This is a genomic window from Tessaracoccus oleiagri (assembly GCF_900103275.1).
Taxonomy (GTDB): domain Bacteria; phylum Actinomycetota; class Actinomycetes; order Propionibacteriales; family Propionibacteriaceae; genus Arachnia; species Arachnia oleiagri.
Window position 1 is genome coordinate 444,323 of the sequence record NZ_FNGP01000003.1, and the last position, 12,514, is coordinate 456,836.

Annotated in this window: 10 protein-coding genes; 6 read left to right on the top strand and 4 right to left on the bottom strand. The window is 67.8% G+C overall.

The genetic code is table 11. The features are described 5' to 3' along the window. Nucleotides 1-54: 54 nt before the first annotated feature. Both BLR46_RS10035 and BLR46_RS10040 read right to left on the bottom strand, forming a co-directional pair. The gene (locus BLR46_RS10035; protein WP_218118422.1) at nucleotides 55-1,620 is read right to left on the bottom strand and encodes a polysaccharide deacetylase family protein; all 1,566 of its coding nucleotides are present in this window, start codon (nucleotides 1,618-1,620) and stop codon (nucleotides 55-57) included. 51 nt (nucleotides 1,621-1,671) lie between these two features. Next, the gene (locus tag BLR46_RS10040; RefSeq protein WP_093251609.1) at nucleotides 1,672-2,397 is read right to left on the bottom strand and encodes an IclR family transcriptional regulator; all 726 of its coding nucleotides are present in this window, start codon (nucleotides 2,395-2,397) and stop codon (nucleotides 1,672-1,674) included. Between the two features lie 97 nt (nucleotides 2,398-2,494). Between BLR46_RS10040 and leuC the strand changes: the two genes are divergently transcribed. From leuC to BLR46_RS10060, 4 genes are all read left to right on the top strand, one after another. After that, a complete protein-coding gene (leuC, locus tag BLR46_RS10045) occupies nucleotides 2,495-3,892 on the top strand; it encodes a 3-isopropylmalate dehydratase large subunit (RefSeq protein ID WP_093251610.1) in 1,398 nt (465 codons plus the stop codon). A gap of 22 nt (nucleotides 3,893-3,914) precedes the next feature. Further along, nucleotides 3,915-4,523 carry a 3-isopropylmalate dehydratase small subunit gene (gene leuD / locus BLR46_RS10050; protein WP_093251612.1) on the top strand — a complete coding sequence of 203 codons (609 nt, stop codon included), beginning with the start codon at nucleotides 3,915-3,917 and terminating at the stop codon, nucleotides 4,521-4,523. 237 nt (nucleotides 4,524-4,760) lie between these two features. After that, nucleotides 4,761-6,200, top strand: a complete 1,440-nt coding sequence (locus tag BLR46_RS10055) for a DEAD/DEAH box helicase (protein WP_093251613.1) — start codon at nucleotides 4,761-4,763, stop codon at nucleotides 6,198-6,200. Nucleotides 6,201-6,281: 81 nt separating this feature from the next. Continuing rightward, on the top strand, nucleotides 6,282-7,142 hold the full coding sequence (locus BLR46_RS10060) for an exodeoxyribonuclease III (RefSeq protein WP_093251615.1): 861 nt from the start codon (nucleotides 6,282-6,284) through the stop codon (nucleotides 7,140-7,142). 58 nt (nucleotides 7,143-7,200) lie between these two features. Here the strand turns inward: BLR46_RS10060 and BLR46_RS10065 are convergent, their stop codons facing one another. Together BLR46_RS10065 and BLR46_RS10070 are read right to left on the bottom strand one after the other, a co-directional pair. Then, nucleotides 7,201-8,580: an HNH endonuclease signature motif containing protein gene (locus BLR46_RS10065; RefSeq protein ID WP_093251616.1), complete on the bottom strand. Its 1,380-nt coding sequence runs from the start codon at nucleotides 8,578-8,580 to the stop codon at nucleotides 7,201-7,203. 148 nt (nucleotides 8,581-8,728) lie between these two features. Continuing rightward, nucleotides 8,729-10,030, bottom strand: coding sequence for a vWA domain-containing protein (locus BLR46_RS10070; protein ID WP_093251618.1), 1,302 nt, complete (start codon nucleotides 10,028-10,030; stop codon nucleotides 8,729-8,731). A 381-nt stretch (nucleotides 10,031-10,411) separates the two neighbouring features. Between BLR46_RS10070 and BLR46_RS10075 the strand changes: the two genes are divergently transcribed. Beyond that, nucleotides 10,412-11,713: an ISL3 family transposase gene (locus BLR46_RS10075; RefSeq protein WP_093251619.1), complete on the top strand. Its 1,302-nt coding sequence runs from the start codon at nucleotides 10,412-10,414 to the stop codon at nucleotides 11,711-11,713. Nucleotides 11,714-11,796: 83 nt separating this feature from the next. After that, complete coding sequence (locus BLR46_RS10080) at nucleotides 11,797-12,486, top strand: hypothetical protein (RefSeq protein ID WP_218118423.1); 690 nt, start codon at nucleotides 11,797-11,799, stop codon at nucleotides 12,484-12,486. The last annotated feature ends 28 nt before the right edge of the window (nucleotides 12,487-12,514 follow it).

Sequence of the window (12,514 nt, forward strand, 5' to 3'; positions counted from 1 at the left end):
TCAATCAATTATCGCCCCACAAACCTGCAACCTATGGTTCAAGTTGCGGTTTCCTCAGGTCTCCTTCAGCAGGTCGCTCACCGTCGCGAAGGTGTAACCGCGGGCGCGCAGGTCGTCGATGATGCCCTGCAGCGCGTCGGCGTCGGGCGTCGACCGGTCCTGTGGGTGGGCACCGACGTGCATGAGCACTATCGCACCCGGACGCAGTCCGTCCAAAACGCGCTGCCGCACGACGGCGGCCGTGTAGCCCTCCGTCACGCCCTTCCAGCCGAGCGTGTCGATCGTCCAGCGGATCGGGATGTAGCCGGCGTTGTTGACCACCTGGATGTCGTAGCTGGTCCGGTCGCCGAACGGGAAGCGGAACAGCGGCTTCGTCGATTTCCCGGTCAGGCCGCTGATGGCGCTGTCGGCCAAGCTCAGTTCGGACCGGATGGCCGCGTCGGTGATCTGGGAGAAGTACGGGTGGGTGTTGCTGTGGTTGCCCACCGGGTGGCCGCCGGCCGCCATGGCCCGCACGTCGTTCGGGAAGTCACGGGCGAAGTCTCCGGTGACGAAGAAGGTCGCCGGTACCCCGTTGTTCCTGAGGGTGGAGAGGATCCTGCTGACCGCCGTGTTGTCGCCACCGCCGTCGAAGGTGAGCGCGACCACCCTCCTGGTCGTCGGGAACACCTCGATGTCCTGACCGCGCCACTTCTCGACGAGGTCGACGGAGGCCGTGCGGGTCAACGTGAAGGCGTTCGAGTACGCCGTCCCGACCGGTGTGCTCGCGGCGACGCGGAACGTGTAGGTACCGGGCGTCGAGGCGCCGTACGTCAGCGGGATCGTGAAGGCGCCGGTGCTGCTGGAGGTGCGCACCTGTGACGTGGACCAGCTCCCGCCGATGAGCACCTGCGTGTACACCTGCCCGCCGCCGTAGCCGTGGACGGTGCCCCAGGTGTAGGTGGTCTGGTTGACCTCCTTGGTGCCGGCGCTGTACGCCTCGACCCGCGCGGTACGCGTGAGGGTGAAGGCCTGCGAGTAGACGATGCCCCGGGCGGTGCTGGCCGCGACCCTGTACGTGTAGCGGCCGACGGTGTTGGCGCCGTAGGTCAGCGGGATGGCGAAGGAGCCCGACGAGTCGGCCGTCCGGGCCTGCGAGGCGGACCAGCCGCCGTTCAGCAGGACTTCAGTCCACACTTTGCGGTTCGCCGCCGACGGCATGGTGCCCCACGTGTACGTGGTCTGGCCCACCGGCTTGGTGCCGGAGCTGGCGACCTGCCAGGGAGTGCGGGTGAGCGTGAACTCGGAGGAGTACACCGTGCCGGACGAGGTAGCGGAGCCGACGCGGTAGACGTAGTTGCCGGGGGTCGTGAAGCCGTAGGTGAGTTCGAGCGTGTAGCGCCCGCTGCTGTCCGTCCGGCCGAGTTGGGAGCGGGACCAGCCGGTGCCGAGTCTCACCTCCGTCCAGACGGGCTGTGAGCCGGATTCGGTGACGGTGCCCCAGACATAGGTGCTGAAGCCAACGGTCTTGGTACCGGCGCTGGCGGCGCCGACGGTGGGGGCGGCGAACGCCGTCCGGGGGAGCAACCCGGCCAGCAGCGCCAACGTCGCGAGGAGTGCGAAGACGATCCTTGGCTTCATGGACCAATTTTACGCCTCGCTAGGCGTGATGGCTAGGAAAAAGTCCCTCCGTCACTCGGCGTTGCCGCTGCGACGGAGCACCTCCGAGAGCCGCTCGGCCGCGGCCATGACGGCGGCGCCGTGGAGGCGTCCGGGGTAGCGCGAGAGTCGCTCGATGGGGCCCGAGCAGGAGACCGCGGCGAGGATCCGGCCGGACGGCGCGAGCACGGGGGCGGACACGCTCGCCACGCCGGGCTCACGCTCTGCGACGGACTGCGCCCAACCTCGTCGGCGGACGGTCTGGAGGGTGGACTCGGTGAACGTGGCCTGCTCGAGCAGCTTGCCGATGCGCTCGGGCTCCTCCCAGGCGAGCAGCACCTGGGCCGCGGAGCCGGCCTTCATGGAGAGCTGGGCGCCGAGCGGGACGGTGTCGCGCAGGCCCTGGGGCCGCTCGACCGCCGCGACGCAGACGCGCACGTCGCCCTGGCGACGGAAGAGCTGTGCCGACTCACCGGTGATGTCGCGCAGGCGGGTGAGGATGGGGCCGGCCGTCGACAGCAGCGGGTCCTCACCGGCGGCGTCGGCGAGTTCGAGCAGGCGGGGGCCGAGCACGAAGCGGCCCTGGAGGTCGCGTCCCACGAAGCGGTGGTGCTCCAGAGCCACCGCGAGGCGGTGGGCGGTGGGGCGGGCGAGGCCCGTCGCCGTCACGAGACCGGCGAGCGTCAACGGTTGGTGTTCCAGCGCGGACAACACGGCGGCTGCCTTGTCGAGGACACCGACTCCACTTGATTGGTCCATATGTTGAGACTACCTGTTCAGCATGTGGACTGACAAGTGGTTGGCAACTACGCTGGAACTACTTTCGTCCTCAGACGACATTGGAAGGTGTGTACTCATGGGGAAGACCCTCAGCGAGAAGGTGTGGGACGCGCACGTCGTGCGCGCTGCGGCGGGAGAGCCGGACCTTCTCTACATCGATCTGCATCTCGTGCACGAGGTCACCAGCCCCCAGGCGTTCGAGGGTCTGCGACTCGCCGGCCGCCCGGTGCGCCGCCCTGACCTCACGCTCGCCACCGAGGACCACAACACCCCCACGATCGACATCCTCAAGCCGATCGCCGAGCCCACCTCCCGCAAGCAGGTGGAGACGCTGCGGCAGAACGCGAAGGACTTCGGCGTCCGCATCCACTCGCTGGGTGACAAGGACCAGGGCATCGTGCACGTCGTCGGCCCGCAGCTGGGCGTGACCCAGCCCGGCATGACGATCGTCTGCGGCGACTCGCACACCTCCACGCACGGCGCCTTCGGCGCGCTCGCCTTCGGCATCGGCACCTCCGAGGTGGAGCACGTCCTCGCGACGCAGACGCTGCCGCAGAAGCGCCAGAAGACGATGGCCGTCAACGTGAACGGCGAACTGCCCGACGGCGTCACCTCGAAGGACATCGTGCTGGCGCTCATCGCCAAGGTGGGCACCGGGGGCGGCCAGGGCCACATCGTCGAGTACCGCGGCACCACCATCGAGGCGCTCTCCATGGAGAGCCGGATGACGATCTGCAACATGTCGATCGAGTGGGGCGCCAAGGCGGGCATGATCGCCCCCGACGAGACCACGTTCGCCTACATCAAGGGCCGCCCGCACGCGCCCGAGGGCGAGGACTGGGATGCTGCGGTCGAGTACTGGAAGAGTCTCCGCACCGACGACGACGCAACCTTCGACGTCGAGGTGGACATCGAGGCCACGCAGTTGACCCCCTTCGTCACGTGGGGCACCAACCCCGGGCAGGGTGTCCCGCTGGGCGGCACCGTGCCCGCGCCGGAGGACTTCGACTCCGAGGTCGAGCAGGCCACGGCCAAGCGCGCGCTGGAGTACATGGACCTGACCCCGGGCACCAAGATGCGCGACATCCACGTCGACACCGTCTTCCTGGGCTCCTGCACCAACGGCCGCATCGAGGACCTGCGCCTCGCCGCGTCGGTCATCGAGGGCAAGAAGATCCACGAGAACGTCCGGATGCTCGTCGTCCCCGGCTCCGCCCGGGTCCGCATCCAGGCCATGGAGGAGGGGCTGGACAAGGTCTTCACCGCGTTCGGCGCCGAGTGGCGCGAGGCCGGCTGCTCGATGTGCCTCGGCATGAACCCTGACCAGCTGAAGCCGGGGGAGCGGGCGGCGTCGACGTCGAACCGCAACTTCGAGGGCCGCCAGGGCAAGGGTGGCCGCACCCACCTCGTGTCGCCCGCCGTGGCCGCCGCGACCGCCATCACCGGCCACCTGTCCTCGCCGGCCGACCTCTGAGAACGAGATAAGGACTCACACCATGGAGAAGTTTTCCACCCACGTCGGCGTCCCAGTCCCGCTGCGCCGCAGCAACGTCGACACCGACCAGATCATCCCGGCCGTCTACCTGAAGCGCATCACGCGCACCGGCTTCGAGGACGGGCTGTTCGCCGCATGGCGCAACGACCCGGACTTCGTGCTCAACCAGGAGGCCTTCAAGAACGGGTCGATCCTCGTCCCGGGGCCCGACTTCGGCACCGGCTCGTCGCGTGAGCACGCCGTGTGGGCGCTGCAGAACTACGGGTTCAAGGCGATCATCGGCTCCCGCTTCGGCGACATCTTCCGCAACAACGCCGGCAAGGCGGGCCTCGTCGTCGGCGTGGTGAGCGAGGAGACCGTCAAGCAGATCTGGGACTACATCGACGCGAACCCGGGCCAGGAGATCGAGGTCAACCTCGTCGACCGCGAGATCACCCTCGGCGACGGGACGAAGATCGGCTTCGAGATCGACGACTTCACCCGCCACCGCCTCCTTGAGGGCCTGGACGACATCTCGATGACGCTCCAGCACGAGGCGGACATCACCGCCTACGAGGCCACCCGGCCCGCGTTCAAGCCGAAGACGATCCCCGCGAGGGTCGCCAACTGACGCTCGTCGTAGCCGCAAGATATCCCTGCGCCCTGCCGGATTCCCGGCGGGGCGCAGGTGCGTCCTGGGCGCCCGTCGCGCGGGAATTCCCGGTTTCAACGAGTTGGCTGCTAGTCTTCAGGAGTCGGCCCGCCCAGTCTTGCCTCGGGCCGCTGGCGCGCAGCCTCGGCTGCCGGACGCCGCTTTTCGCATTGCTTACAGCACTCGGTGAGACACTTACTCCCGATAGGTACCCACTTGTCTTCAGATTTCGCACGCCTCGGCGTGCCCACTTCGTTCGTCGCCGCACTCTCGGAGCGCGGCATCACCTCGCCCACCCCGATCCAGGCCGCCACGCTGCCCGACTCGCTCTCCGGGCGCGACGTCCTCGGCCGCGGCCGCACCGGCTCGGGCAAGACGTTCGCGTTCCTGCTGCCGCTGGTGGCTCGCCTCGTCGAATCGAACACCCGCAAGCATGCCAAGCGGCCCCGTTCGCTGGTGCTCGCGCCGACGCGTGAGCTCGCCACCCAGATCGCGGCCTCCCTCGCGCCGCTGGAGAAGGTCGCCGGCCTGACCTCCACCGTCGTCTTCGGCGGGGTCGGTCAGAACCCGCAGGTCAAGGCGCTGCAGCGCGGCGTCGACGTGCTCATCGCCTGCCCCGGCCGCCTCCTCGACCTGATGGGCCAGGGCTTCGCCGACCTCTCCGCGATCGAGATCACGGTGATCGACGAGGCCGACCACATGGCCGACATGGGCTTCCTTCCCGGGGTGCGCAAGATCATGCAGGCGACGCCCGCCAAGGGGCAGCGGATGCTGTTCTCCGCGACGCTCGACGCCGGCGTTTCCACGCTCGTCAAGCAGTTCCTCCACGACCCGGTCACCCACGAGGCGGACTCCGAGCACTCGCCGGTGGGCACCATGGAGCACCACGTGCTCCGCGTCAGCAACGAGCACCGCACGCAGGTCCTGGCCGACCTCGCCGCCGCCCCCGGCAACACGATCATCTTCACGCGCACGAAGCACGGCGCGAAGAAGCTCGCCAAGCAGCTGCTCGGCATGGGCATCCCCGCGGTGGACCTGCACGGCAACCTCAGCCAGAACGCCCGCACCCGCAACATGGACGCTTTCCACTCGGGTCGGGTCACCACCTTGGTGGCGACGGACATCGCGGCGCGCGGCATCCACGTCGACGACGTGTCCCTCGTCGTGCACGCTGATCCGCCGGCCGAGCACAAGGCGTACCTGCACCGCTCCGGCCGCACGGCCCGCGCGGGAGCGTCCGGCACCGTCGTGACCCTCGAGCTGCCGGCGCAGCGCAACGAGGTCCGCACGCTGCTGCGCCAGGCGAAGATCTCGCCGAAGTTCACCGACGCGGCCCCCGGCCACGGCATCCTCTCCGACCTCGCGCCGGGGGAGCGGACGTTCCTCCCGGCGGAGAAGGCCGCGGAGCTGGCCGGCGCCAACCGTCAGTCCGACCAGCCGCAGACCCGCCACGGCGGGGGCGGCGGCCGAGGCCGTTCAACCGGTGGCGGCGCTGGCCGTGCCCGTCAGGGCGGTGGCCGTGGTCAGCAGCCGCAGGCGAACGGCGGATCGCGACGGGGTGGCCGCGGCTCCCGTGGCTCCAGCTCGCCCGTCGCGGCGGGGTCGGGCAGCTCGCGTAGCGCGGCCGACTTCTCCCGTGGATTCCGCTCCCGCTGACCTGCCATCCACACGGCATCTGCGCCCCTCCGGTTCTCCGGAGGGGCGCTTTCGTTCTCCCCGGACGGTAGCCTCGCGGTTGTGAGGATCGCCACTTGGAACGTCAACTCCGCTAAGCAGCGCATGCCCCGGCTGATGCCGTGGCTCGAGGAGCGGCGCCCGGACGTCGTGTGTCTGCAGGAGACCAAGCTGTCGGACGCCGCGTTCGTGGACCTGTTCGCGGAACCGTTGGCCGCGTTGGGCTACCAGATGGCCCACCACGGGCAGGGCGGGTTCAACGGGGTGGCGCTGCTGTCGCGGGTCGGGCTCGCCGACGTCGAGCTCAACTTCCCGGGACAGCCGGACTACGGCGGCGTCGCAGAGGGCCGGGCCATCAGCGCGACTTGCGACGGGGTGCGTGTGCACAGCCTGTATGTGCCGAACGGGCGGGAGGTCGGCTCGGACCACTACGCGTACAAGCTCGAGTGGCTCGACGCCTTGGCTGCCGCGGTCAAGGAGGGGCCGGCCGACGTCGCACTCTGCGGTGATGTGAACGTGGCACCCGCGGATGCCGACGTGTTCGACCCCGCCGCCTTCGTCGGTCACACCCACGTCACCGACCTGGAGCGGCAGCGCATCACCAACTTCGGCCTCGTCGACGTCGTCCGGGACCATTGGCCCGAGCACGACCACGTGTTCTCCTACTGGGACTACCGCGCGGGCATGTTCCATCAGGATCTCGGGATGCGCATAGACCTGGTGCTGGCGTCACGTCCGGTGGCGGACAGGGTTCAGGCTGCCTGGATCGACCGGGCGGCCCGCAAGGGCAAGCTGCCCAGCGACCACGCCCCGGTCATCGTCGATCTCGACGTCGCTCCCGACGGCGACATCGGTCCGGTAGTGCCCCCGCCGTCCAACCCGAGGCGCTCCGCGAAGGTCAAGCTGCCGCAGGTCAGGGAGTGACCGACGGGCGGAAGCGTCTGTTTCCGGTCCTCGGAGGGCCGGATTCAGAACCCAGTCACTAACTGACCCACGCGGGGGAGGTCCGCAACTCCCGCACACCCGGTTCTGGGCGCACTCGTCCCTCAGAGGGTGGTGGAGCCGTCATCTCGTTGAGGGTGAAGCGACGGTGTTGTCGGGGTCGTCGTCCTGGGTCAACGTTTCTCGGTGGGACGAAGAGGGGCCGCCCGGTGTCCGGATGGAACTCGATGCGCCACTGCCATTCGGGTGGCCGATCGGGGTCGGGTTCGACGAGTCGGTGGTGGTAGGGACAGAGCAGGACGAGGTTGTCCAGTGATGTGCCGCCGCCGGACCACCACGGTGCGATGTGGTGGGCTTCGCATGCGGCGGGGCGCGCGGTGCAGTGGGGGAATGCGCAGCCTTGGTCGCGGTGCATCAGCGCTGCCCGGATGCCCTTGGACACGAGGCGGTACTCCCGGCCCACGTCGAGGGGTTGACTCTCGCTGCCCAGGACGATCGGGATGATTCCAGCGTCACAGGCCAAGCGTCGGGCCTCGCCGGCGGATAGCGTCTCGCCGTCGAAGCCGAACACGGCCGCACCCGGCCCGTTATTCGTGAGCAGGGCCAAGGGCATGGTGATGTGGATATGGGGTCGATCGCCGCCGTGGTGTGGCACTTCGCCGGCGTTGGCCGCGATGCCGGCCAGGGTCATGAGCGCATCGGCGCGTCGCGCATCTGCGTCGGGTGGGACGTCATCGGCGCCTGCGTAGGAGGCGGCCGAGGGCATCAGTGCATCGAGCTGGGCCTGCAGCAGGGCGCCATCGGCCATCGGAAGTGAGCCCGAGATGCGCATGGCGCCGTGGAAGTCCGGGGTGAGCCGGAAGCCACGCCCGGCTTTGGCGCGGCGTTCTTCCCGCGCCAGCCGAGCCGCTTCGAGTTCCTCGGCGCCGGCCGGGTCGAGCAGTTCCCAGATCCGCATGGCCGCGACGCGCAGTTCGGCCGGGCCGAGGTCCTCGGAGTACTCCAGGAGCTGGCGCTGGCAGCGCTCCAAGTCGTGTCGGCCCAAGGAGGCAGGTAATCGCTTGAGTCCGTGGATGATGGCTTCGGCCTGCGCGACCGATATCGACCCGTCCTTCAGCGCGTCGGCGAGGATCCAGAACCGGTCGGAGAGGTCGGTGGCCAGCCGGATGGCGGCGGAGGCTTCGCTGGTGGTGGTGCGGGAGGAACTGCGCACCCGTTCGCTCACGGCAGCCGCGCCGGCGAGTTGAGCCTCGCCCAGGAGTTGCAAGCGCATTCCGGCGAGCTGGGCTTCGGTGACGTGGAGGCAGTCCAACAGAGCGTTGACCTGGGCCACGTCGTCGTCAGTGGTGATCGTGAGCGCGCGCACGTGGTCACAGGCGGCCTCCACGGCCCGCTCCAGTTCACGCGCGATATCGATCATATGACCATTGAAGCAGCCACCACTGACAGGAATCTGGAAGAGCGGACTGCCGCGCAGAAAGCATGAACAATGGTTTGGGAACTCACGCTGAGCGGCCCGCCGGGGCCCACTTCGCCGGGCGCAACGAACGTCATCGTCTGCTCGTCCCTCACTCGGTCTTGTCCGCCTCGCCCTTGAAGGAGGACGGAGGGAAGTCCCGTCCGCGCTTCGCGGTCCCCAGGTGGTACGACTCCCTCGTCAACTTCGACATGACTGTGGTCTCAACGGCGTCGGCCATGGCGTCCATCCTGTCGACTTCCGAGAGCTCTGCCTCGATGTTGGCGCGGGCACCGTCCTTAGCGATGGTCAGGGCATCCGTCAGGAACTGCCGTGTCTGGCCGAGATTCTGCTTCGCGGTGGCCCGGTCGCCCATCTCGAACGCCTCCGACGCCTTGCGCTTGGTCTGCTGCGCCTCCTGGAACAACATCTCCGTCCGCACCGTCGGGTGCGGCACTCGCCCGGCAGCGGCGTCGCCGGGGACGACGTTGACGCTGATCGGGATCGTCGCGACGTGTTCCACCAGCGTGGGCAGCTCGACGTAGGCGAGTTCGAGCGACGCGATCTTCGCCAGGCCCAGGGCGGACATTGCCGGCACCTTGAATTTGAGGAGCAGCACGCGGTGCTCCTCGGAGTAGAGGTCGCCGAGTTCGATCATCACGGTCCCGTCGCCGATCTGGTGGCCGGGCAGGTCGTTATAGAGGCGCAGAAACTGCACCGACGGCTCAAACTTCACGGTCAGCGCGACGGCCTGGGCCACCTTGTTGAGGAGCCCGTCCGCCTCGGCGGCGATGGCCGCGGCGGCCGCGTCGGGATTCTCCGCGAACACGTGGTTGCCGGAACCGGACCGGGCGATGGCGGCGAGGAGCGTCTCGTCGTATCCTCGGCCGTACCCGAGCGTGGAGGTGAGGATCCCGTCGCCGTAGGCCTTGGCCGTGAGCGACTGGAAGTCCTCCACCTTCTGGAGGCCTGCGTTGACGTGGCCGTCCGAGATGATGAGCACCGTGCCGCCCGATGCGCCGGCCACCCGGCGGATCTCGCGGAGCCCTCGCATGTAGCCCGACGACAGGTCCGTGCTGCCGCCGGAATGGACCGCCTCGATGAGGTTCACGACGGCGTCCTTGTCCGTCAAGGGACCCGCGGGCACCACGACGTCTGCCGAATGGTCGAACGTGACCAGGCCGAAGTTGTCCGTCGGCTCGAGGCGACGGACCAACTCGACGAGCGCCTTCTTCGCTCCCTCGAGCGGCCGGCCGTTCATGGAGCCGGAACGGTCCAGCACGACCTGGAACGAGGCCTGCCTCCGCGCCGCGTCCACGGGGGCGGGCGGCGCGGTGAGCTCCAGGAGGACGGCGACCTCGTCCTCGGTTTCGTGGGCTACGACGTTGACGTCGAGCAGTGCATTGATCTTCATATTCCCACCCCTTCGGGCTCTCGCCAGATGAGCCCGGATGGTGCCGGCGCCCCCTCAGCCGTTGTGCTGATGTGTCTCATTGTTGCGGGAGCCACTGACAAGTCCGGGAACGGGCGTTACCCGGGTAACGGCAATGCCCGTTCCGGCTTCGATCCGCTTGCTGCGTGCCAGCGTGGCGTAGGACTCGCGTGTCACTCTGGGCTGGCTGGGATCCGGGGCGTGCGTCCGGTGGGTTTCCAGGCTCTTCACAGAAGGCGGTGGGTAGTTCGTCAACGATGACGTTGGTGGCCTGCGGATGGTGAGCGTGGCGTAGGGACGTGAGAGGGCCCCTGGTTGCAAGGATGAAGGTGTCTAATCACCACCCGAGAACCAAGGGCCCTGATGCGAAACGCTACCTCACCATGCCTGGATTCGTTCTGCCGACTCGACCGACTCGGCCTCACGGTCACCGCGCAGATCATCGAGCCGGGTCACTCGGTCCTCGTCTGCTCACCCACCACGCCGGCGATCCCGTGCCCGGACTGTGCTGGCGTCGGGACCAGGCATGACACCGTGATCCGGAAGCTGGCGCATGTGCCGTTCGGGTGGAAGCCGACGATCCTGCGCATCAACGTGCCGCGCTATCGCTGCCCGGATTGCGCCCGGGTGTGGCGCCATGACGTGCGCGCGGCGGCCCCGAGCCGGGGGAAGCTGTCTCGGGACGCGGTGACGCTGGCGGTCAAGCACATCGTGATCGATCGGCTCTCGATCGCGAAGATCGCCGCCATCCTCGGGGTGGCGTGGAACACCTGCAGCGACGCGATCCTCGCCTCCGCCGAAGAGCTGCTCTTCCACGACCCGGCCCGGCTCGACGGGGTCACCACGATCGGCGTTGATGAGCACGTCTGGCGCCACACCCGGGTCGGTGACAAGTTCGTCACCGTGATCATCGACCTGACCCCGACAAGGACCAACACCGGACCCTCGCGACTGCTCGCGATGGTCGAGGGCCGCTCCAAACAAGCACTCAAGACCTGGCTGCAGCAGCAGAGCGACGCGTTCCGGGACGGGGTCGAGATCGTCGCGATGGACGGGTTCACCGGCTACAAGACCGCCGCCGTGGAGACGATCGACGACGTCACGGCTGTGATGGATCCGTTCCATGTGGTCGCGTTGGCCGGGGAGAAGCTCGACCAGTGCCGGCAACGCCTCCAGCAAGCCACCCTCGCGCATCGCGGCCGCTCCGGAGACCCGCTCTACGGCATCCGCCGCGTCGCCCGCACCCGCGCCAGGCTCCTCACCGTCAGGCAGTGGTTCCGGCTCTTGAGCGTGTTCCACGACGACTGCCACGCCCCGTTCGAGCTCACTTGGGAGGCCTACCAGCGCGTCATCGACGCCTACCAAGCCCCCGACCCCGCCGAGGGAAAGCAGATCATGGAAGCACTGATCGACGCGATCAAGACCGGGGTCCCGGCCGGGCTGGAGGAGCTGCGCACCCTCGGCCTGACCCTGCAGCGGCGCCGAGCCGACGTGCTCGCGTTCTTCGACCACCCAGGCACGAGCAACGGACCTACAGAGGCCATCAACGGCCTCATCGAGCACCTCCGCGGCACCGCCAGAGGCTTCCGGAACCTGCACCACTACATCGCCAGATCCCTACTCGACGCCGGCGGCTTCCGACCCCTCATCCACTCTTATCTGTGAAGAGCCGGTTTCCAGAGGTTGCCTCGTCCGACTAGTTCCGGAAGTGCCACACTCGTCAGTAGGCGAACAAACGCTGTTCTGCCTTGAGCGTCAGGAAGAAGATGAAACAGAACACATCAGACAAGTTGGAGCCTTCGCGGCTGCAACAAGCAGTCGAAGCAGTAGCGATAAGTCCAGAGGACGCAGCCAAACTGGTCGACGGCTACAGGCGCACGTTCAGAATGAAGTTCAACCGAGAGCCCGAATCGCTGGAGGACAAGCGTCGCCTCGCCAAGAGGATCATCGGTCGTTATGCGACGGTGGCCGCGGGGGTTGGAGCTGCTACAGCGGTCCCGGGCGTCATTCCGGGCATCGGCACGGTGGTCTCTCTACTCGGCGGCGGTGCAGCAGACGCCGCTATCACGATCAAAATGCAGGTCGATATGTGCCTGTGTCTCGTCGAACTCTTTGAGGCTGAGTTGTCCGGTGAAGACAAGAAGCACTTGGCATTCGTCTTGGCACTGGGCGGGTCATTGGAGCAACTGGCGTCGCAGGGTGGCAAGCAGGCGGTCCAGCGGATCGCACAGAAGCTCGTCTATCAGTATCTCAAGGGGCCCCTTCTAGTGACGATCAAGCAACTGTTCAAGAAGCTGTCCATCACTTTCACACAGAAGGCCGCGGCGAAGGTGTTGCCTGCTGGTATAGGTGTGGCATTCAGCGGCTCAACAAATTACGTGCTGACGATAGTGGTCGGGAACGTCGCAGTTGCTGTCCTCGCGAAGGACGTGAAGTAGCGCATCTCGAACGCCTCTCGGGAAGCGT

Coding starts and splice junctions, on each gene's coding strand:
- BLR46_RS10070 (WP_093251618.1), bottom strand. CDS start 10,030: ATGAAGATCAATGCACTGCTCGACGTCAACGTCGTAGCCCACGAAACC.
- BLR46_RS10065 (WP_093251616.1), bottom strand. CDS start 8,580: ATGATCGATATCGCGCGTGAACTGGAGCGGGCCGTGGAGGCCGCCTGT.
- BLR46_RS10035 (WP_218118422.1), bottom strand. CDS start 1,620: ATGAAGCCAAGGATCGTCTTCGCACTCCTCGCGACGTTGGCGCTGCTG.
- BLR46_RS10040 (WP_093251609.1), bottom strand. CDS start 2,397: ATGGACCAATCAAGTGGAGTCGGTGTCCTCGACAAGGCAGCCGCCGTG.
- leuC (WP_093251610.1), top strand. CDS start 2,495: ATGGGGAAGACCCTCAGCGAGAAGGTGTGGGACGCGCACGTCGTGCGC.
- leuD (WP_093251612.1), top strand. CDS start 3,915: ATGGAGAAGTTTTCCACCCACGTCGGCGTCCCAGTCCCGCTGCGCCGC.
- BLR46_RS10075 (WP_093251619.1), top strand. CDS start 10,412: ATGCGAAACGCTACCTCACCATGCCTGGATTCGTTCTGCCGACTCGAC.